Source organism: Silicimonas lutimaris (assembly GCF_047314965.1).
Lineage (GTDB): Bacteria > Pseudomonadota > Alphaproteobacteria > Rhodobacterales > Rhodobacteraceae > JAVJUV01.
In genome coordinates, this window is the sequence record NZ_JBLBVK010000058.1 from 105,095 (window position 1) to 124,651 (window position 19,557).

The 19,557-nt window shown below is 60.7% G+C and carries 18 protein-coding genes and 1 tRNA gene; 9 read left to right on the forward strand and 10 right to left on the reverse strand.

Features of this window, described 5'->3' with window-relative positions:
- Positions 1 to 27: 27 nt before the first annotated feature.
- The 3 genes from ACKLNI_RS20140 to truA all read right to left on the reverse strand — a co-directional run bounded on the left by ACKLNI_RS20140 (position 28) and on the right by truA (position 2,961).
- On the reverse strand, positions 28 to 1,071 hold the full coding sequence (locus ACKLNI_RS20140) for a DMT family transporter (RefSeq protein ID WP_413720903.1): 1,044 nt from the start codon (positions 1,069 to 1,071) through the stop codon (positions 28 to 30).
- A 111-nt stretch (positions 1,072 to 1,182) separates the two neighbouring features.
- Complete coding sequence (locus ACKLNI_RS20145; protein ID WP_413720904.1) at positions 1,183 to 1,878, reverse strand: glutathione S-transferase family protein; 696 nt, start codon at positions 1,876 to 1,878, stop codon at positions 1,183 to 1,185.
- Between the two features lie 318 nt (positions 1,879 to 2,196).
- Positions 2,197 to 2,961, reverse strand: coding sequence for a tRNA pseudouridine(38-40) synthase TruA (truA, locus tag ACKLNI_RS20150; RefSeq protein ID WP_413720905.1), 765 nt, complete (start codon positions 2,959 to 2,961; stop codon positions 2,197 to 2,199).
- Positions 2,962 to 3,277: 316 nt separating this feature from the next.
- Here truA and ACKLNI_RS20155 point away from each other — a divergent pair, with 316 nt between their 5' ends.
- From ACKLNI_RS20155 to ACKLNI_RS20175, 5 genes are all read left to right on the forward strand, one after another.
- Positions 3,278 to 3,982: a response regulator transcription factor gene (locus ACKLNI_RS20155; RefSeq protein ID WP_413720906.1), complete on the forward strand. Its 705-nt coding sequence runs from the start codon at positions 3,278 to 3,280 to the stop codon at positions 3,980 to 3,982.
- Positions 3,967 to 4,938 carry a sensor histidine kinase gene (locus ACKLNI_RS20160; protein WP_413720907.1) on the forward strand — a complete coding sequence of 324 codons (972 nt, stop codon included), beginning with the start codon at positions 3,967 to 3,969 and terminating at the stop codon, positions 4,936 to 4,938. The genes ACKLNI_RS20155 and ACKLNI_RS20160 overlap by 16 nt, the downstream gene beginning before the upstream one ends.
- An 89-nt stretch (positions 4,939 to 5,027) precedes the next feature.
- Complete coding sequence (gene araD / locus ACKLNI_RS20165) at positions 5,028 to 6,767, forward strand: L-arabinonate dehydratase (RefSeq protein WP_413720908.1); 1,740 nt, start codon at positions 5,028 to 5,030, stop codon at positions 6,765 to 6,767.
- Entirely contained in the window at positions 6,767 to 7,678 is a 912-nt protein-coding gene (locus tag ACKLNI_RS20170) for a dihydrodipicolinate synthase family protein (RefSeq protein WP_413720909.1), read from the forward strand. The genes araD and ACKLNI_RS20170 overlap by 1 nt, the downstream gene beginning before the upstream one ends.
- Positions 7,675 to 8,382 carry a ribonuclease activity regulator RraA gene (locus ACKLNI_RS20175; RefSeq protein ID WP_413720910.1) on the forward strand — a complete coding sequence of 236 codons (708 nt, stop codon included), beginning with the start codon at positions 7,675 to 7,677 and terminating at the stop codon, positions 8,380 to 8,382. Before ACKLNI_RS20170 ends, ACKLNI_RS20175 begins: the two co-directional genes overlap by 4 nt.
- Here the strand turns inward: ACKLNI_RS20175 and ACKLNI_RS20180 are convergent, their stop codons facing one another.
- Entirely contained in the window at positions 8,383 to 10,095 is a 1,713-nt protein-coding gene (locus ACKLNI_RS20180; RefSeq protein ID WP_488199646.1) for a SulP family inorganic anion transporter, read from the reverse strand. It lies immediately after the preceding gene.
- Positions 10,096 to 10,390: 295 nt separating this feature from the next.
- On the opposite strand from ACKLNI_RS20180, the gene ACKLNI_RS20185 reads away from it, so the two are divergent.
- Positions 10,391 to 11,296 carry a Hint domain-containing protein gene (locus tag ACKLNI_RS20185; protein WP_413720912.1) on the forward strand — a complete coding sequence of 302 codons (906 nt, stop codon included), beginning with the start codon at positions 10,391 to 10,393 and terminating at the stop codon, positions 11,294 to 11,296.
- Between the two features lies 1 nt (position 11,297).
- Here ACKLNI_RS20185 and ACKLNI_RS20190 read toward each other — a convergent pair whose 3' ends face one another.
- The 3 genes from ACKLNI_RS20190 to ACKLNI_RS20200 form a co-directional block, all read right to left on the reverse strand.
- Positions 11,298 to 12,095 carry an inositol monophosphatase family protein gene (locus ACKLNI_RS20190; protein ID WP_413720913.1) on the reverse strand — a complete coding sequence of 266 codons (798 nt, stop codon included), beginning with the start codon at positions 12,093 to 12,095 and terminating at the stop codon, positions 11,298 to 11,300.
- A 256-nt stretch (positions 12,096 to 12,351) separates the two neighbouring features.
- Positions 12,352 to 12,426, reverse strand: a tRNA-Gly gene (locus ACKLNI_RS20195).
- 83 nt (positions 12,427 to 12,509) lie between these two features.
- Positions 12,510 to 13,031 (reverse strand): DUF2314 domain-containing protein, encoded by a 522-nt coding sequence (locus tag ACKLNI_RS20200; protein ID WP_413720914.1) that lies wholly within the window; start codon positions 13,029 to 13,031, stop codon positions 12,510 to 12,512.
- 512 nt (positions 13,032 to 13,543) lie between these two features.
- Here ACKLNI_RS20200 and ACKLNI_RS20205 point away from each other — a divergent pair.
- The 3 genes from ACKLNI_RS20205 to ACKLNI_RS20215 all read left to right on the forward strand — a co-directional run bounded on the left by ACKLNI_RS20205 (position 13,544) and on the right by ACKLNI_RS20215 (position 15,249).
- The gene (locus ACKLNI_RS20205) at positions 13,544 to 13,960 is read left to right on the forward strand and encodes a cytochrome c (RefSeq protein WP_413720915.1); all 417 of its coding nucleotides are present in this window, start codon (positions 13,544 to 13,546) and stop codon (positions 13,958 to 13,960) included.
- 114 nt (positions 13,961 to 14,074) lie between these two features.
- Positions 14,075 to 14,659: a rhodanese-like domain-containing protein gene (locus tag ACKLNI_RS20210; protein WP_413721132.1), complete on the forward strand. Its 585-nt coding sequence runs from the start codon at positions 14,075 to 14,077 to the stop codon at positions 14,657 to 14,659.
- Positions 14,660 to 14,832: 173 nt separating this feature from the next.
- Complete coding sequence (locus tag ACKLNI_RS20215) at positions 14,833 to 15,249, forward strand: VOC family protein (RefSeq protein ID WP_413720916.1); 417 nt, start codon at positions 14,833 to 14,835, stop codon at positions 15,247 to 15,249.
- Between the two features lie 78 nt (positions 15,250 to 15,327).
- Here the strand turns inward: ACKLNI_RS20215 and fdhF are convergent, their stop codons facing one another.
- From fdhF to ACKLNI_RS20230, 3 genes are all read right to left on the reverse strand, one after another.
- Positions 15,328 to 18,093 carry a formate dehydrogenase subunit alpha gene (gene fdhF, locus ACKLNI_RS20220; protein ID WP_413720917.1) on the reverse strand — a complete coding sequence of 922 codons (2,766 nt, stop codon included), beginning with the start codon at positions 18,091 to 18,093 and terminating at the stop codon, positions 15,328 to 15,330.
- A gap of 94 nt (positions 18,094 to 18,187) precedes the next feature.
- A complete protein-coding gene (locus tag ACKLNI_RS20225; protein ID WP_413720918.1) occupies positions 18,188 to 19,144 on the reverse strand; it encodes an alpha/beta fold hydrolase in 957 nt (318 codons plus the stop codon).
- A 105-nt stretch (positions 19,145 to 19,249) separates the two neighbouring features.
- Entirely contained in the window at positions 19,250 to 19,531 is a 282-nt protein-coding gene (locus ACKLNI_RS20230) for a hypothetical protein (RefSeq protein WP_413720919.1), read from the reverse strand.
- Positions 19,532 to 19,557: the final 26 nt, after the last annotated feature.

The window sequence follows — 19,557 nt, forward strand, 5'->3', positions numbered from 1 at the left end:
GCCGCAGCGGGTCATCCCTCTCCCGGCTTACGGCGCGGGGTCTTCGCTCTTGAACTCGGATCCCAGCGACATCGGTGCGGTCGGATTGCCCGGCGCGACCACGGCCTCCGCCACGGGCAGGGGGGCGATGCGCGAACGCGAGCTCTTCAATTCCCGATAGCCCAGGTAGAGACCGCTTGCCACGATCAGTCCCATACCGACCAGCGTATGCTGCCCGGGCACTTCGCCCCACACGAAATAGGCCATCGCAGTCGCCATCGGCAGATAGGAATAGTCGAACGGCGCGACGAGGCTCGCACTCGTGATCTGATAGGCCCGAGACAGAAGCGCATAGCCCGCCAGACCGACACACCCAAGGGTCGCAAGCCGCAAAGCCTCGCCGAATGTCAGGCTTGGCCAGTCCCATCGCAGGTGCGGAAAATCGGGGCCGAATGACAGGAACTGGTTCACGATCCATCCGGCGGGCACGATCAGCAGCCCCGAAAAGACCACCGTATAGAACGCTGTCGTCAGGGTGCTCTCGCGGTCTCCGATCTTGCGCGCGAGGATTTGCGAAACCGCATAGGTCGCGGCACAGGCCAGCGGCAACAGGGCAACCCACTGGAACGCATCGCTCCCGGGGTTCAGGGCAATCACGATCCCGGCGAAGCCAACGACCAGGGCGCCGATCCTGTGGGGGCCGATCTTTTCCCCCAGCCACACAGCCGCCATTACCGCGATCATCAGCGGTGCGGCGAAGAAGATCGTCGAGACCTCCGCCAGCCCCATGAAGGGAAAGGCCGTGTAGAACAGCGAAAACCCCGAGGCGAAAAGCGCGGCCCGTGCCAGGTGCAACGGCCAAAGCGGCGAAAGCAACCGGTGCGGCGCGCCCAGTATCAGGATCGCAGGGGCAAGTATCAGAACCGCCATCACACCACGCGCGAAGATCAGCATCCAGATAGGGTAGGTGAGCAAAAGGGATTTCATCATCCCGTCCTGCACTACGAAGAACGCCATCCCGACGATGACACAGCCTACCCCTTCCAGGGCGCGGGTCTGGTTGTGCTGAAACTGAGGAGCAAGGTCCGACATCGACATTTCCCGACAAGAGCGTTCGGGCCGCAATTGCCGCTTTGCTCAGGGCGAGGAGAAGACGATTTGCGACGCTTGTCGCGCCCGATTGCGACTACTGGTCACTTTAGGTCAGGCGTCGCCCTCGAAAATCGGCGTCCCGTCGGGGCGGTATCCGACAACTCCGGGTTCCCACCACCAGATCGGGTTCTTTTTAAAGCTCTCGCGCGCGTCCAGCCGCTCCAGCAGCGCAGAAACCTTTTCATAGCGATCGAGCCTAAGATCGACGCCAAGCGGTCTTGCCTGCACGAAACGCACATGGGCGGCAAGAAAGATGTCCTGTATCGATACGACACCGGGCTGAAAGCCATTTCCAGTGTCGTCTAGCTGGCTTTCGAGCCATTGCAGGATATGGGCCAGTTTTTCCGCAGCTCTCTGCAAGTGCGCGTTGTCTCCTACAGCCACTCCTGTCCATTTCATCTGAGAAATGATCGTCGCCGCGTTTCCGAAGGTCTGGATCGTGGAAAAGGTCAGCTTGTCCTGCCACTCGGCCTCGGGCCGGAATGCGGAAGGCGCCAGTGGCGGGCGGGCCTCCGGCCTGTGTGGATAAGCCGAAAGTAGATACTCTGCGATGGTCCCGCTTTCCCACAGCGTCAGGTCGCCGTCCCAGAAGGTGGGCACCTGCAGCGTCGGGGTTGCTTCCGCCCGCTGCGCGGCGCTGGGCGTTGTGATTTCCTCGCGCTTCTCGTAGTCGAGCCCGAGTTCGTCGAGAACGATCCTGACACCGCGCGCGAACGGGGATCCGGTGGTGAACAGCAAAGCTCTCATGGCTCGTCCCCTTTGGTTTATCCAAAGGAGCTTATCACGGAGGAGTGGGTTGTCTCTCTTCGATTACCCGCCGTCGCCTCTCAGGGAATCGGATACACGACGCCGTGTCGTTTAACGCTTTGGCAATCTTCGTTACCGTGCGCACCAGATCTGGTGGTCGCCCGGAAAGCACCCATACTTTTGCCATACGCTTTGCCGACGCATTGCATACGCTTTGCCGACCGGGTGCCGACGGTCGGAAGCCTGCAAATCAAGGCCGTTAACCGTCACCCCTCAAACGCGCAACGCCACCGTACGCCCGTTGCCGGCGAACGGTGCTCAGAAGACCTGCGGGTCGTAGGAAACCCCGGTCAGGTAAAGCCCGTCCGGCGGCGCGACCGGACCGCATGCCGCACGGTCACGCGCCTCCAGCGCCTTCTTCACGTCCAGCGGCTCCCATGCGCCTGAGCCGACCCGTTCAAGTGTGCCAACGATCGATCGGACCTGGTTGTGCAGAAAGCTCCGCGCCCTCAACGAGACGCGGATCTCGGTTCCGGAGGAATAGTTCGATGCGTCCAGAATGATCTCGTCCATTGTTTTTACAGGACTTTTCGCCTGACACATGGTCGAGCGGAAGGTTGTGAAGTCATGAAGGCCGATCAGGTGCGCCGCACCCTCGCGCATCGCTTCGACGTCGAGAGCGCGCTGCACGCGCCACGCCTGCCCGCGATCATGGACCAGCGGCGCACGCCGCAGAACGATCCGATAGAGATAGCGCCGTTCGATTGCAGAGAAGCGTGCATGCCAGTCATCCCCCACTCGAACACAGCCCGTGACGGCGACCGGATCGGGTTTCAGATGATAGTTAAGCGCTTCCGACAGTCGGAACGGATCCCAGTCCTGCTGCATGTCACAATGGGCCACCTGTCCAAGCGCATGAACCCCCGCATCCGTCCGCCCCGCCGCCGCAATCGAAGGCACCCCATCCTCAAGCCGAGAAAGCGCTTTTTCTATAGCGCCCTGAACCGACGGGTGGTCGGCCTGTCTCTGCCAGCCCGCGAAAGGCTGTCCGTCATATTCGATCCTGAGAGCATAGCGTGGCATGGGCGCGAAATATCGTGCATTCTAGGTCCGGGCAATTGTCGAAGCACTGTTTCCAAAACGAAATCAATTGCATTTCATTGCAGAGACACTCCCGAAAAGCCCCGAAAAATCAGGAGATTTTTGGGCGATTAGCGCCTTCGCCGTCCAATTGCGCACAAGCATCTGCACAAGGCCTGCACAAACTGGCTCCCGTTTCTGCACAGGTCGGTATGTATAAATCACAACAAGGCACGCATTTCAGTTCGCCGGGAAGCAACGTCCCCTCGCTTCCCGGCGAGTTTCTTTTTAAGACATGAAATGTGGTGTGAGAAATCCAATGAGCAGCCAGACTATTCTTGTCGTCGACGACGATCCTCAAATCCGTGACGTTTTGGGCCTCGCGCTCGAACGAGCTGGGTTTCGGACCGTCATGGCGCGCGACGGCGTCGAAGGCCTTCAGTCGGCCAAGGCCGAACAGCCTTCGCTTGCAGTGCTGGATATCGGTCTTCCCGAAATGGACGGGCTGGAATTGTGCAAGGCAATCCGTCGCGACAGCGACCTGCCGATCCTTTTCCTGACGGCGCGCGATGACGAGGTGGACAGGATCCTCGGTCTCGAACTGGGTGGCGACGACTATGTTACCAAGCCGTTCAGTCCGCGAGAACTCGTGGCGCGGGTTCGCGCGATCCTGAAACGTGCGGGCGCTCCGGAAACGACCTCGAAGGATGAGTTGAAGACGTTGCGGATTGGCGTGTTGTCTCTGGTGCCCGAAAGCCATGTCTGCAAGGTGAAGGAAGCCGGCGTCACCCTGACGTCGACCGAACTCGCGATTCTGGAAAAGTTGATGTCGCGCCCCAGCCAGGTCTTCAGCCGGCCAGCGCTCGTCGACGCAATCTGGGGGCCGGGCATGGTGGTGAGCGACCGTACGTTGGACAGCCATCTCAGAAATCTGCGATCCAAGCTTGCGGACGCGGGATGTGGTGACGCGATCGAGACCCTGCATGGCGTGGGTCTCAGGATGGGTCCGTGTCGAGGTTCGTAGAAAAGAAATGGCGCCCGCCGTTGATGCTTGTGCTTGGCGGCTCGCTGATGGCCATTCTCGTTCTGCCGATCTATGGCGCGATCTTCGCGGATTTCCTGACACCAATTACCGGACGGCGAAACGCGGTCTACATCGTTGCGGTCTGCGCTTTTGCCGCGACGCTGGTGCTGGGCTGGCTCCTTTGGCGGCTTATCCTTGCGCCCGTGCAAGCACTTGCCGCAAAGGCCGAACATATCAGGGAAGGCGGTGCACCAACGCCGATGGACCATTACGGCACGCCGGAAATCGGAGAATTGGCGCAAGCTGTTCTGGACATGGCCGAAGTCCTGCAGTCGCGTGAAATGGCAGTGCGCGGTTACACCGATCACGTCACCCATGAACTGAAGACCCCGCTCACGGCGATCCGAGGCGCCGCTGAACTCCTGGAAGGCGACGAGGCCTTGAGCGAGGAGGCGCGGCGCATGGCAAAGACAATCGTCGGCGCCGAGAAAAGGGCTGAGCGGTTGTTGTCTGCCGCGCGTCAGATCGCAGCGGCCCGTATTCCCGAGCACCGCGGCAGCGTGACGCTAACCGAGGCAGCCAGTGGGTTGAAAGCCAAATTTCCGAAGTTCCGTATTGAGGTCGAAGGCGGCGACCAGGAATTGCCGTTGGCAAGATCCGGCCTTTCGGTGGTGCTGGTTCATCTGGTCGAAAACGCCGTTGAAGCCGGTGCACGCACCATGACGCTCAAGGCCTGGCAAGACGATGACGGTGTATGGATGACCGTGGCCGATGACGGTCCTGGCATATCCGCTGGAAATGCCGGTCAGGTCTTCGAGCCATTCTTCACGACACGGCGGGACATGGGTGGGACGGGAATGGGGCTGGCCATCGTGAACACGATGTTGCTCGCGCACGGAGCTCAGATTTCGTTGCAGCCAGTCGAAAAAGGGACCTCATTCCAGATCCGTTTCTAAGCGTCCGCCTTTCGCCGGGCGGAAAAATCCACTCGACCCTGCAAGCTGTCCCTGTAATCTGGTGGTGGGAGAGGAGCCGGGAACCAATCATGAGCAACAAACGTAAGACTTACGACCAGTTGCGATCAGCGCGCTGGTTCGCACCCGATGACCTCAGGTCGATGGGTCATCGTTCGCGCGCGATGCAGATGGGGCTTTCGGGCGAGGATTGGGATGGCAAACCAGTCATCGCGATCATCAATACCTGGTCGGATTTGTCGCCTTGTCATCACCACCTGCGTGACCGTGCCGAGCACGTGAAGCGGGGGATCCTGCAGGCCGGCGGAATGCCTGCCGAGTTACCGGTGCACGACTTCTCCGAGCAGTTTCTGAAGCCGACTTCGATGCTCTACCGCAACATGGGTGCGATGGAGGTCGAGGAAACGCTCCGGTCGCACCCAGTGGACGGGGTGGTTCTGATGGGCGGCTGCGACAAGTCAACTCCCGCGTTGGTCATGGGCGCGATCAGCATGGGGATTCCGTTCATCTTCCTGCCTGCCGGAGCCATGCTGCGCGGCAACTACGCCGGACAGAAACTCGGGTCTGGCACTGATGTCTGGAAATACTGGGACGAAAGGCGCGCTGGCACCATCGGGAAAGAGGAGTGGGATGGCGTCCAGGGAGGCATCGCACGAAGCTACGGCACCTGCATGACCATGGGGACGGCATCGACGATGATGTCGATCGCCGAGGGTTTCGGGCTGACCTTGCCGGGAGCGTCCTCGATCCCCGCTCCGGACGCCGGCCACAAGCGGATGGCGGCGGCCTGCGGGCGGCGTATCGTCGAGATGGTCTGGGAAGACCTGACACCGGACAAGATCATAACCAAGGCAGCGACGCGCAATGCGTCGGTCGTGGCGATGGCAACGGGGTGTTCCACGAACGCGATCATTCACCTGATCGCCATGGCTCGCCGAGCGGGCGTGGACTGGGGGCTGGATGACCTGGACCAGATCGGTCACGAGGTTCCGGTGATCGCCAATATCAGGCCGTCCGGCAAGGACTACCTGATGGAGGACTTCTTCTACGCAGGTGGCCTGCCCGCGTTGATGAAGGAGTTGGGCGACAAGCTGGACCTCTCGGTCACAACGGTCACTGGCAGAACGCTCGGCGAATGCATCGAGGGTGCAGTCAACTACAACGACGACGTGATCCGGCCCTTGTCGAACCCACTGTATCACGAAGGCTCCCTTGCGGTTCTGCGCGGCAACCTTGCGCCGGACGGTGCCGTGATCAAGCCTGCCGCGATGGATCCGAAATTCCAGAAACACAAGGGCCCCGCCATCGTTGCCGACAGCTATGCTGATCTCAAGATGATCATAAACGATCCCGACTACCCGATGACTCCTGATCATGTGCTGGTTTTGAGGAACGCCGGTCCGCAGGGCGGGCCGGGAATGCCGGAATGGGGCATGATCCCCATGCCACAAGCGCTTCTGAAGCAGGGGCATCGCGACATGCTGCGCCTCAGCGATGCGCGCATGTCTGGTACATCCTATGGTGCCTGCATCCTGCATGTGGCGCCCGAGGCCTACATCGGCGGTCCGCTGGCTCTGATCCGCACAGGTGATGTCATCGAAGTGGACGTGCCGAACCGGACACTGAATGTGGCGATCACCGACCAGGAAATGGCCGACCGCCGTGCGGCCTGGACCCCGCCGGAACCTCGATACGAGCGCGGCTACGGCTGGATGTTCACCAAGCACATCGAGCAGGCTGACAAAGGTTGCGATTTCGACTTCCTGAAGACGGATTTCGGGGGGCCTGTACCCGAGCCCGAGATCTACTGATGCCAAGCCTTCAGCGAAGTCTGACCGGGATCTCGGGCATCCTCGTTACGCCGTTCGACGAGGATGATCGGATCGCGCCCTCACATCTCGGACCGATCGTCGGTCGAGCAATCGATGCGGGCGTGCATGTTCTGACGGTCAATGGGAATACCGGAGAGTATTACGGGCTGACCGCGGACGAGGCTGAACGGATGGCCGAGTCTGTATGCGAAATGGTCTCCGGCCGTGTGCCCGTGATCGGTGGTGTCGGACGCTCGGTCAATGAGGCCGCGCGCCTCGCGGCGATATCGGCCAAGGCCGGCGTGTCCGCTTTGATGGTGCATCAACCACCCGATCCTTTCGTCAGTCCGCGCGGTCTAAAGGACTACATCAGCCGGATTTCTGACGCCGCGCCAGGCGTCCCGATCGTGCTTTACCTGCGCAACGACTCCATCGGGACCAAGGCTATCGAGGCGCTTTGCCGTGTTCCGGCGGTTATCGGCGTCAAATGGGCCACGCCCAACCCGCTGAAACTCGCGGCGGCCAAGGCGGCCGCACCGGATCATGTTGTCTGGGTCGGCGGTCTGGCTGAAGTGTGGGCTCCGCCTTTCTACGCCGTAGGTGCACGCGGGTTCACCAGTGGCCTGATCAATGTCTGGCCCGAACATTCTGTCGCAATTCATGAGGCGTTGGAGCAGGGGAACAACGGCAAGGCCGCCCGACTGATCGAGGAAATGCGTGTCTTCGAAGATATCCGGTCCGAGGAGATGGGCGGTACGAACGTAACTGGGGTCAAATCGGCGCTCGCGATGCAAGGATTGTATTGCGGGCCTACCCGTCCACCCTCTGCTTGGCCGCTGACGACCGATCAGGAACATCGGCTTCGTTCGTTCATGATCAGAAACAAGTTGGTCGAGGAGGCCGCGCAATGAGTGATGCGATTGAAAAACTCCGGACGGTTTCGGTGGCAACGCTGGCCACCGCGCTTTACAAGAGAGGTCTTCGGAACCAGGTGATTCAGGATGTCCGCCCGTTGTCGCCTAAGGGGCGGAATATGGTCGGCCCCGCATTTACCCTGCGCTACATGCCGGCTCGTGAAGATCGCAACACGCTGGCCGAGTTCCGAAACCCCAAACATCCGCAACGTCACGCAATTGAGACCTGCCCTCCTGGGCATGTACTTGTGATGGATAGCCGCAAGGATGCGCGCGCGGCGAGCGCCGGCGATATCCTGATCACACGCCTCATGATGCGAGGAGGGGAGGGCGTTGTCACCGACGGCGGGTTCCGCGATGCGGCCACTATCTCTGAGTTGGACATGCGTGCCTATCACAACCGCCCGTCCAGCCCCACGAACCTGACACTAAATGAAGCAATCGAAATCAACTGTCCGATTGGCTGTGGTGATGCGCCTGTCTTCCCGGGCGACATCATCGTCGGCGATGACGACAGCGTCATCGTGATCCCCGCACACCTGGCGGACGAGGTTGCCGACGAGGCGGTCGAGATGACGGCCTATGAGGATTTCGTCGCCGAACAAGTAAGGTTGGGCGAGACCATCATCGGCTTGTACCCGGCAACGAAGGAAGAGAGCCTCACGAAGTTCGTGGAGTGGCGCAAGGCCAACGGGCGCTAGTTATTCGGCTGCTTCTGCCTTGGCGCCATTGGTCAGTTCGCGCCATGCGTCGTATTGAGACATGAAGATCTGCCCGTTTAGTTCATCGGGGAAATGGCCGCGTTTCAACCGGTCCATGACCGGGCCTTTCACTTCCGACAAGTGTAGCCCGACGCCGATGTCGGTCAGCCATTCGTTCAGCGACTCGAGCGTTTCGAGCGCTGAGTAGTCGATTTCGTTGACTGCCGAACACATCAGCACAATGTTCTTGACCTTGCTGTTCTGCGCCAACCGGTCCCGGATGAGCGACTCCAGAAAGCGGGCGTTCACGAAATAAAGGCTTTCGTCAATCCGAAGCGTGAGAAGAGTCGGGTCGATCTCGACAGTATGACGGCGAATGTTTCGAAAGTGCTGGGTGCCAGGTACCAGCCCGACTTCGGCGACATGGGGCCGCGATGTCTTGTAGAGATGCAGCGCCACCGAGATTAGAACGCCGGCCGAGACGCCGGCTTCCACGCCAAGGCCAAGCGTGAGCAGGATTGTCGAGAAGACCGCTGCGAAATCCGCTCGGGAATATCGCCAGGTGTGTTTCAGAATGGTCAGATCGACCAGGCTGAGAACCGCGACGATGATCGTCGCGGCCAATGTCGCCGTCGGAAGAAAGTAGATCAGCGGCGTAAGCGCTACGGCAGCAAACGCGAGACCGATTGCGGTAAAGGCGCCCGCCGCCGGCGTTTCGGCGCCTGCGTCGAAATTGACCACGGAACGCGCGAAGCCGCCGGTCACCGGGTAGCCGCCGGAAAAGGCGGCCCCGATGTTTGCCGCTCCGAGGCCAATCAATTCCTGATCGGGGTCGATTCGCTGACGCTTTTTCGCGGCCAAGGTTTCGGCGACCGAGATCGACTCGACGAACCCGATGATCGAGATCAGCAGCGCCGGAAGGAACAGCGCAGAGACAAGCTCAGGCGCGAAAGATGGCAGTGTGAATGGCGGAAGGCTCTGCGGGACGGAACCAACGATGCGAACCCCTTTCTCATCCAGGCCGAACACCCAGACGGCCAATGTCGTAAACACCACTGCCGCTACAGGACCGGCTTTCTGTGCGATGTCGGCAATTCGGGGTTCGGTACCCATCCCGATCAGGGTCCGCTTCATCCCTTTTCTTACCCAGAACAAGAAGGCTGTCGCGGCGATGCCGATGATCAGGGTGAGAATGTTCAGCTGGCCGAGGTTGTGAGAGAGACTCTCGACGATTTCGGGTAGCGTGTGGCCTGCCGCCGGAATTCCAAGGATATGTTTGAGCTGGCTGAACGCGATCAGAATTCCTGATGCGGTAATGAAGCCCGCGATAACGGGGTGACTGAGAAAGTTGGCGACAAAGCCCAACCGTAAAAGGCCCATTAGCAACAGCATCGTGCCGGAAAGGAGTGCAAGTGTCAGCGCCGCAACCGCATAGCCCGCGGTGCCCTGTGCCGCCACTTCGCCCACTGTCGCCGCGGTCATCAGAGAGACAACGGCCACCGGGCCGACCGCCAAGGCATTGGAGGTCCCGAAGGCCGCGTAGAGCAGGATCGGCACGATGGAAGCATATAGGCCCGCTTCCGGAGGCAATCCTGCCAGAAGCGCGTAAGCGAGAGATTGAGGAATAAGCATGATCGTGACGATAACCGCCGCTATCAGGTCGCCTGATAGCTGGGCACGTCCATAGTTCTTCCCCCAAACCAGAATAGGCATGAGTGTTGTGAGTTTCCGCATTTCTGGACTTTCAAGAAATCAACACATATGAATATATATATTTTCATGATCTAGACAACCTCTGCGGCATTTACGCCTGGTATACGTCGACCGCGTTAGGCTCTTGTTCTATGAACCTAAAATTTCTAGGGTTCTCAAAATTTTTGAATCCGAAATTTTGGCAGTCGAGCAAGCGCTCCAAATAGATTTTTGACGGGTTGAGAATTTGCCGACGACGTACACAGACCAATTTTTCCTTATGGATCCCGCAAACCCGCCTCCGGCCGGGTCGCTATTGACGGTCTCAGTCCAAACACTCACGGATCAAGACGACGATGGAGATATCGACCGTTTCAATGGTGATGCGATCAATGGTGTAGATATCGTCAATTCCTGGCCGGGCGACACGGTGACGATCAATGTCGATGGAGTCGAGATCACATATACAGGAATTACGTTCTACTTGCCGGGCGGCGTTCGTGTGTTTACCCCGACAGACGGGCAGGTCCTGCAGGAAGGAACTCTGGTCTCGACGACTTGGGTCAATTCGCAAGGTCCTCTGAACGTCGGCGATCTCGGGCCGCCATGTTTTGTGGAGGGAACTTTCATAGCGACCGCCCGCGGGCAGGTTCCCGTTGAAACATTGAGCGTGGGTGATCTGGCGGCGACCCTGGACCACGGATTTCAACCAATCAGGTGGATCGGGAAGCGTGCCCTTTCGAAATCCGAGTTGGAGAGGGACCCTTCTCTTGTGCCTGTGTGCATTCGCGCCAATACGCTTGCCCCGGGCGTTCCGCACTCCGATCTTCTCGTTTCGCAACAGCATCGGGTTTTCGTGCGGTCAAAGGTCGCCAAGCGCATGTTCGGCGTGCCGGAGATTCTGATTGCCGCCAAGCACTTGTGTGAATTGGACGGCGTGGGGATCCTGAAACGAAATGACGGTGTTTGTTATTATCACATGCTCTTCGACCGCCACGAGGTGGTCGACTCCAACGGTGCTCTGAGCGAGTCCTTCTACACCGGACCGATGGCCTTGAAGGCACTTGATCGAGAAGCTCTGAACGAAGTTCTAAAACTGTTCCCGGAGTTGTCGCATCAGAGCCACCCGATCCTTCCCGCACGTCAATTCGTGCCGGGCAGGCTGGGTCGCAAGCTGGCCTCAAGACATTCTCGGAACGGGAAGCCACTCTTGACGGACTAATTCATCCCGCGTTTGCCCAACGCGCGTCGGCGATTTCTCTCAGGTCTTCGAATACCTGCCGGGTGCCGACGACGACACGGCCTCCGTGATCGATCATTCTGTCGGCGTCTTGGTCTTCGACGGCACCTCCGGCCTCTTGGATCAACAACTGTCCTGCAAGGCAGTCCCACGCATTCATGTGTTCTTCGACGTAGCCGAGAAGACGCCCGGCCGAAACATATGCCAGCGTCAGACCTCCCGAGGCATTGCGATGGAACATGGCGCCGCGCTCCAGCAGGTCCGAGATTACCGGAAGGACATTTCGCGCTTCGACCCGGTTTGAATAGCCGACCGAGATCGTGCCACTTTCGAGAGGTACGCCGTCTTTGGTCCGGATCGGCTTTCCGTTCAGGGTGGCACTTTTTCCACGTATCGCGACGAATGTCTCGTTGTGACACGGGTCGTGAATGATGCCTATCTCTGTCTTCCCTTCGAAGACGCCCGCAAGGATCACGCACCAGACCGGTATGCCGTTGACGAAATTCGCTGTTCCGTCGATCGGATCGATCACCCAGCGAAACCCCGAACGGCTGGGGGCCGAGGCGTGCTCTTCGCCGACGATTCCGTCCTCTGGCCACGCAGAGGTCAAACGTTCGCGGATCAACAGCTCGACATTGCGATCCGCCTCGGTCACCCAATCCTGAGGTCCCTTGCTATCCAACGCAAGCGTTTCGCGCTTCCTGAAATAGTCCAGAGCCAGGGCACCGGCCTCGTGGCAGATGGCGATGGCGGTATCGACGTCGCGTTCGTGTGCGAGCATTTTGGTCTCCGATTGTCTCCGCAGCGGTCCCTACGAATGGCACGATCGCGTTAGGGAGCTATTAGCACGTTCAGTTCGACAGACGGTATGCTGGAATTCGGCGTACGGTCGCGTCACGTCATAAATCGGCAGGTACTATTCGCCATCCTGGACCATCTGGCGATAGATGGCATGCCATTCAATTCACTTCAATCGGCCCAAGGCTCCACGTTTGTCGTGGTTAACCGTTCAAATAGATTGTCATTTCTTGAAGTTTTGGAGCGGGCGATGAGATTCGAACTCACGACCCTTACCTTGGCAAGGTAATGCTCTACCCCTGAGCTACGCCCGCGTCCGATGGGTGAGGGGGAGATAAAAGCTCCGCGCGGTGGCTGCAAGTGGAAAAATGCAGATGGGAAGAAAATTCGACCGGCGTCACCAGCTGGCTGGCAGGGGAGCTTCGGAAAGATAGCCGCGGATCGCTTCGGCGCGCGCGGGCGACATGCGCGCCAGCATGACCCGTGTTGTGAACGATCCGTACATCCGTCCGTCCTCGCCCAGTATGTACCAGTCCCGGATGTCGTCGACCCCGAAGGCGACAAGGTCGCCTGCCGCGTTCGGCATGTAGGCCGGCTGATTGGCCAGAAGGCCGGCGAAGCCGGTCTCGTCACGGACGAATGGCGCGACCCAGATCACCTCAGTGCGGCCTTCCGCTGTTTGAAACGCGACTTTCAGTCCGGTGTCGGGATGGGAGGTTCCGGTGTCGTCGAGAGCCACGTCCAGAAAGCGTCCAAGGCTGGCGCTGGCGGCGGTTTCGGCGGCGCTCATGGTGCTGTCACGCAAGGCATAGTCGATGACTGTATCTCGGCTTTCGCTGGCAGGTCCGGCGTTGGCCATGAGGCCGGTCGCAAGAATGAATGCAAGGCCTGCAAGGCGTCCCTTGGTTCTGGCGTGCATGAACGTCTCCGCAATGATCCGGGGCCGAGAATTGGCGCGAAATGCGGCATGAGAACTGCGGAAACTGGGCGATTGCATGACGCGGGGTGCGGCCCCAACGACTGTTTCGCAGGCCAGAGTTAGCGACAGGTTAACGCGGTCATCGGGCAACGGGGCGTTTGTCGGGCGGTGGAAGGGGCAAAATGGTTAATGCCCCTTTTTTGTCTGCGTCCGGGGCGCGGGGCGCCGTCGGCAAAGCGTCCGCAACACGTCGGCAAAGCGTATGGCATCCATATGGACAGCTTTCGACGAAACCCAAGATGCTGTGGCAGCGTTAACTCTGATTACCGCTTCGTCGACGATGAGGCCGCAACTCCAGCAAGGCCATCGGACAAGCCCGAAAATCAAAATAATACATTCTGTCTTCGATATATAATTGATGCGGATCAATGCGCGCGGTTCCGGAGTCCGCAAGCATTGATTTGTTCGCAGACTTTCCGAGTCCGCGAAAATTCAGCCTTTGGGAGGAGATCATGACATTCAGACATGCATTGGCAACCGCGATCCTTGCGCTGGCCGCTGGCGGCGCACAGGCGCAGGATTCGGTGATCGTTCTGGGCAAGTCGTCGTTCGGCGCGCGTTGTGCGCTTTGCCACGGTGACGATGGCAAGGGAGGGGGCGAGATTGCGGAACTCTTCCGGGTGCCGCCTTCGGATCTGACCAAACTGTCCGAGCGCAATGGGGGCGCATTCCCGTTTGCGCGTGTCTACGGCATCATCGTGGATGGTATGGATGAGGCAGGGCACGGCGACTCGACGATGCCGATCTGGGGCGACTACTTCATCGCTGACGCGCTGGAGGACCGCGGCGTCAAGATGAGCGATGCGGTGGAAATCGCCGCGGGCCGTGTCTTGTCGCTGACCTATTACCTGGAATCGATCCAGAGATAGGCGGCCGTCTGCGGTTTTGAGAGAGAGACCCGGTCGGGGCAGGCAATTGATCCGGCCGGAGTGCCACGGTTACCGATGTTCGGTGGCCGTGTTTCGATGACGAAAAATGGAGAGATGATGCGGATTTTTCTTGTGATCCTCGCCTTGTGCTGGGCGGGGTCGGGCGGCGCGGAACCGGTGAACATCCGCCCGGATATCCCGGAAGTGACGGTGGTTACGCCGGGCGGTGCTTTGGTGATCTCGCGGATACAGGACAACGACCATGAGGTTGCGGGCGAGTGGGCGCGCACATCGCGTCCCTGTCCGCCCTTCTGCATTCAGCCGATGACGCCCGCCGAGGGCGTCACGACCATCGGTGAGCTTGAGCTTCTCGATATGCTGACCGATCCGGAAATGATCGTGATCGACAGCCGGACGCCGGACTGGTTCGCCGGCGGAACGATCCCGGGCGCAGTGAACATTCCGTACACTCAGATCATCGACGAGCTTGGGGCGCTGGGCTGCGAGCCGGATTTCGACGGGTGGGATTGTACGCAGGCGCGAAAGGTCGCGTTGTTCTGCAACGGGCTTTGGTGCGGGCAGTCGCCGACGGCGATCCGAAACATGATCGAGGCGGGCTATCCGGCGGAGCGGATTTTCTACTATCGAGGTGGCATGCAGTCCTGGCGCGTGCTGGGGCTGACGGTGACGGGGGAGTAGGGCAGCCGGCTATCAGGTCTCTGGGCAGTGTGAGCCTTTGGTGAATCGCTCCCGTGTCGGTCTTCGGGGGAGTCGTCATGCGACGGGTCGCGTCGAGCGGACTTGTGTGTTGGGGCTGTTCTGGTGCAGTGATCTTTTTCCATTGGTCAGACCGCCGGAAAGGGACACGCACCATGATCGCCTATGTTACCGTTGGTGCTGATGACATCGCTCTCGCGAAACGGTTTTACTCTGCCTTCCTGCCAGCCCTCGGCTACGGGCTGGAGGAAGGTCCTGAGGGTCTGAGCTACGCGCTGCCTGTGGAACCGGACCAGTCCCCCCTTCTGCCGGATTTCTACGTCAAACCGACCTTCGATGGACGTCCGGCCTCGGCCGGGAACGGCACCATGATCGCATTCGAAGCGGGCAACCAAGCGCAGGTTCGCGAGCTTCATTCCGCCGCGCTGGCCGCAGGCGGCTCCGACGAGGGCCAGCCCGGCTTCCGTGATGCCTATGGACCCCACTTTTACGTTGGCTACCTGCGCGACCCTCAAGGCAACAAGATCGCGTTGTTCTCCAGCAATCCGAACGAACCCGGGCGCGACGGCTGACGCGGGCATGATGCGCACCGCAAGACCCTTCGGCGTGCTCGTTGCGTACTGAATTCTGCCGCGGAGCCTGGGGCGGGACTATTCCGCCGCAACGCTCTCCCCGGCCTTTTCCACACGTACGGCGGCGAACTTGAATTCGGGGATCTTGCCATAGGGGTCGAGGGCAGGGTTGGTCAGGATGTTGGCCGCCGCTTCGACATAGGCGAAGGGCAGGAACACCATGTCAGGGGCGACAGCGCGGTCGGCGCGGGCCATGACGGTGACACTGCCGCGCCGGGTTGTCAGCCGAACGTGACCGCCCGGTTCGACGCCAAGCTTTCGGAGCGTCGCTGGGTGGAGCGAGCAATTGGCCTCGGGCTCCACCGCGTCCAGCACCTTGGAGCGGCGTGTCATCGAACCGGTGTGCCAATGCTCAAGCTGGCGGCCTGTCGTCAGGATCATCGGATAGTCCGCATCCGGAGTTTCGTCGGGCGCGATGACATTTGCCGGCGTGAAGCGTGCGCGCCCATCTGGCCGGGGAAACCCATCGCCGAAGACGATCGGCTGGCCGGGATCGCTGGGTGACAACGACGGGTAGGTAACGGCGCTTTCAGCCTCGAGCCGGTCCCATGTGATGTTGTCGAGCGACTTCATCGTGCGCTTCATCTCGGCGAAGACATCCGCCGGTCCGTCATAGTGCCAGTCAAGCCCGCAGCGCTGCGCCAGTTCGACCGTGATCGCCCAATCCTCGCGCGCCTCGCCAGGCGGCGGCACGGCGGACCGGCCCATCTGGACCTGGCGATTGGTGTTCGTGACGGTGCCGGATTTCTCGTAGAAGGCGCTCGCGGGCAGGATCACGTCCGCGTAGTTCGCGGTCTCTGTCAGGAAGATGTCCTGCACCACGAGGTGATCGAGTTTTGCCAGCGCGTCGCGGGCGTGTTCCACATCGGGGTCGGACATGGCCGGGTTTTCACCGAGGATATACATCGCCTTGATCTGATCGGCGTGCACGGCATCCATGATCTCGGTCACGGTCAGTCCGCGCTCGTTCGACCAGTCGCCGGAGTTCCAGACCTCGGCGAATGCGGACCGCACCCCGTCATCGACCACGGGCTGGTAGTCGGGCAGGAACATCGGGATGAGCCCTGCATCCGACGCGCCCTGCACGTTGTTCTGGCCACGGAGCGGGTGGAGGCCCGCGCCCGGCCGCCCGACGTGTCCTGTCATCAGCGCCAAGCTGATCAGGCAGCGCGAATTGTCGGTGCCGTGGATGTGCTGGGACACGCCCATGCCCCAGAAGATCATGCCCGCCTTGGCCGTGGCGAAATCGCGCGCGACGGTGCGCAGGGTCTCGGCGTCGATGCCGCAGATCTCGGCCATCTTCTCGGGCGGGAAGTTCGCCAGATGCGCCTTCTCGGCCTCCCAGTTCTCGGTGTAGGCCTCGATATACTGCTGGTCGTAGAGCCCTTCCTCCACGATCACGTTCATGATCGCGTTCAGCATCGAGACATCCGCGCCGGGACGGAACTGAAGCATGTGGGTCGCGAAACGCTTCAGCGCCTGACCGCGCGGATCCATCACGATGAGTTTGCCGCCGCGCTTGGTGAACTGCTTGAAAAAGGTGGCGGCGACGGGATGGTTCTCGACCGGGTTGGCGCCGATGACGATGGCGACATCCGCGTTCTCGATCTCGTTGAAAGTTGCCGTGACCGCTCCGGAGCCCACGTTCTCCATCAAGGCTGCAACCGAGGAGGCGTGGCAGAGCCGCGTGCAATGGTCGACGTTGTTGTGGCCAAAGCCCTGGCGGATGAACTTCTGGAAGAGATAGGCCTCTTCATTGGTGCATTTGGCGCTGCCGAAGCCCGCCACCTCGCGGCCACGGCCCACGAGGCCATTGGCGGCGACATCCAGCGCTTCGTCCCATGATGCTTCACGGAAGAACTCGGCCCAGTTTCCGGGATCGACATTCAGACCCTTGGCGGGCGCGTCGGCGCGCCGGATCAGCGGTTTGGTCAGCCGGTGCGGGTGGTGGATGTAGTCGAACCCGAAGCGGCCCTTGACGCAAAGCCGCCCTTCGTTGGCGGGTCCGTTGATGCCCTCGACATATTTGACCTTTCCGTCCTTCACCTTCAGCGAGACCTGGCAGCCGACGCCGCAGAACGGGCAGATCGAGTTCACTTCGCTGTCGAAATCGGCGCTGTCGCCCGGACCGGCGCCTTCGGTGACCGTGGCGGGCATCAGCGCACCGGTGGGGCAGGCCTGAACGCATTCGCCGCAGGCGACGCAGGTGGACGCGCCCATCGGATCATCGAAGTCAAAGACCGGATAAGCGTCATGGCCGCGGCCCGCCATTCCGATCACATCGTTGACCTGCACCTCGCGGCAGGCGCGGACGCAGAGGTTGCACTGAATGCAGGCATCCAGGTTGACGCTCATCGCCACGTGGCTGTCATCCAGAAGCGGGATGCGGCCCTCTTCAAGCTTCGGGAAGCGGCTGGCTTCAACACCCTGCACCTCGGCCATGTCCCAGAAATGCGACGACCGGTCGTGGGCAGCGTCGCGCTCGGGTTGGTCGGCCATAAGCATTTCGACAACCATGCGGCGGGCCTGGGTTTCCCGGGCTCCTTCGGTGGTGACCACCATGCCTTCGGAGGGCGTACGGATGCAGGAGGCCGCCAGCACGCGTTCGCCCTCGATCGCCACCATGCAGGCCCGGCAGTTGCCGTCGGAGCGGTAACCGGGAGCGTCCTTGTGGCAGAGATGCGGGATTGTCGTGCCTTCGCGTTTGGCGACCTGCCAGATGGTCTCGCCGTCGCGGGCTTCCACCTCGCGGCCATCCAGCGTGAATCGGATCGTGTAGGACATGCGCCAGTGCTCCCTGTTCGGTGTCAGTTTAAACCACCGAAGACCCAAGGAAAACGCACCAGAGGCGACAGGGCGTGGCGCGTTTGCGGCGGTGTCAGGGAGCGTTGCGTTCGAGAAAGGCGCGGACCATGTCCCGAACCTCTTCGGTCCGGCCCAGCATCATGTGCCCTCCCGTGTCGAGCGCCAGTAATTTCGCGCCAGGAATCGTGCGCTGCGCGTATTCCGCGATCGGAAACGGGTTGATCCCGTCGTCTCGGGCGTGGACGACCAGTGTGGGTGCGCCGATCTTCTCGGTCGGATGCGGCACCATCGGATCGATTGCTGCCCCTTCGTTCGCCGTTCCCGCCACGCGAGCCGTAACCGGAAGGAAGGCGTCGATCATCCGTTCTAGGAACGCGCTATCGTTTTCAGACAGGTCGGCGACCAGTTCCGAGCGCGCATCGAAGATGCCGCCAAGTGCGCCGGGGGCAAGCTTGGTCAGCGCCCAGTAGGGGAAATCGGTGGAGAAAAGAGCCTGATAGGCCCATGCCGGCATGGGCAGGTCCTGAGTCTCGGCGGTGAGGGGCGTGAACGGTGCCGACGCGAGAAGCACCAGAGCCGAGACGCGTTCGGGGTGCCGTGCGCCAAGCTGGATCGCGGGGGGCACACCGCCGGAGACGCCAAGAACCGCGATGCGCTCAAGTCCGAGGTGGTCGAGAAGTGCGGCCAAGGTATCGGCCTGTGCCGCCGTGGATGCATCTTCGGGCAACGGTGCTCCGAGGTACCCGAACCGCGAAACGCTAATCCAGGCAAAACCTTCTCCGATGAAGTGCTCCGCAATCAGCTTGCCCTGATCCCAGCCGCCGCCGGCACCATGTATGAAAAGCGCAGGCGGTCCGCTGCCCCAGCGTGAGTACTCGACGGTTCCGAAAGGGGTTTCCAGCACTTGGGCCTCGGATGCGAGCCGCTGGCGGATGCTGTTCAAATCCGAACGATAGGCCCACCAGATCCCGGCAGTCGCCAGAAGACAGCCAAGGATTGCTGCAACTCCGATGCGCCCCCAAGGTGGCATTCCACGCTCCCGCTTCAGACCGTCTCAGTCCCGTTGTGACGGCGCGTGAATCGCCCGGGCCGATGCATGGTCAACATAACGTCAAAGAGCCAGGCGCGCCGAGTGCTAAACGCCTGCGGCAGCGATGTCGATCATGACGTAATGCCCGTATGTCACAATGGCGATCCACGCGATCAGTGTCAGCCTGAGGGAGTGTCTCGGAGCCTTGCCCGTGAACGCAAGGCCGATCGTCACCAGGATCAGAATCCCGGGGATCATGAGAAGCCAGATCGTCTTGTAATTCTGACCGAAGACGCCGAACGGGTCGTTCCGGACAGTGAGGAAAAAAACCGCGACAGCGAGCAGAGGATAAAGCACCGCGATCAGGATGTTGATTTTGCGAACCACGGGCTTCTCTGTCTCAATACGGCTTT

What these genes read in the sequence shown, in the direction of transcription:
- ACKLNI_RS20140 (WP_413720903.1), bottom strand. Translation starts at nt 1,071, where the DNA reads ATGTCGGACCTTGCTCCTCAGTTTCAGCACAACCAGACCCGCGCCCTG.
- ACKLNI_RS20145 (WP_413720904.1), bottom strand. Translation starts at nt 1,878, where the DNA reads ATGAGAGCTTTGCTGTTCACCACCGGATCCCCGTTCGCGCGCGGTGTC.
- truA (WP_413720905.1), bottom strand. Translation starts at nt 2,961, where the DNA reads ATGCCACGCTATGCTCTCAGGATCGAATATGACGGACAGCCTTTCGCG.
- ACKLNI_RS20155 (WP_413720906.1), top strand. Translation starts at nt 3,278, where the DNA reads ATGAGCAGCCAGACTATTCTTGTCGTCGACGACGATCCTCAAATCCGT.
- araD (WP_413720908.1), top strand. Translation starts at nt 5,028, where the DNA reads ATGAGCAACAAACGTAAGACTTACGACCAGTTGCGATCAGCGCGCTGG.
- ACKLNI_RS20170 (WP_413720909.1), top strand. Translation starts at nt 6,767, where the DNA reads ATGCCAAGCCTTCAGCGAAGTCTGACCGGGATCTCGGGCATCCTCGTT.
- ACKLNI_RS20175 (WP_413720910.1), top strand. Translation starts at nt 7,675, where the DNA reads ATGAGTGATGCGATTGAAAAACTCCGGACGGTTTCGGTGGCAACGCTG.
- ACKLNI_RS20180 (WP_488199646.1), bottom strand. Translation starts at nt 10,095, where the DNA reads ATGCCTATTCTGGTTTGGGGGAAGAACTATGGACGTGCCCAGCTATCA.
- ACKLNI_RS20190 (WP_413720913.1), bottom strand. Translation starts at nt 12,095, where the DNA reads ATGCTCGCACACGAACGCGACGTCGATACCGCCATCGCCATCTGCCAC.
- ACKLNI_RS20200 (WP_413720914.1), bottom strand. Translation starts at nt 13,031, where the DNA reads ATGCACGCCAGAACCAAGGGACGCCTTGCAGGCCTTGCATTCATTCTT.
- ACKLNI_RS20205 (WP_413720915.1), top strand. Translation starts at nt 13,544, where the DNA reads ATGACATTCAGACATGCATTGGCAACCGCGATCCTTGCGCTGGCCGCT.
- ACKLNI_RS20210 (WP_413721132.1), top strand. Translation starts at nt 14,075, where the DNA reads ATGATGCGGATTTTTCTTGTGATCCTCGCCTTGTGCTGGGCGGGGTCG.
- ACKLNI_RS20215 (WP_413720916.1), top strand. Translation starts at nt 14,833, where the DNA reads ATGATCGCCTATGTTACCGTTGGTGCTGATGACATCGCTCTCGCGAAA.
- fdhF (WP_413720917.1), bottom strand. Translation starts at nt 18,093, where the DNA reads ATGTCCTACACGATCCGATTCACGCTGGATGGCCGCGAGGTGGAAGCC.
- ACKLNI_RS20225 (WP_413720918.1), bottom strand. Translation starts at nt 19,144, where the DNA reads ATGCCACCTTGGGGGCGCATCGGAGTTGCAGCAATCCTTGGCTGTCTT.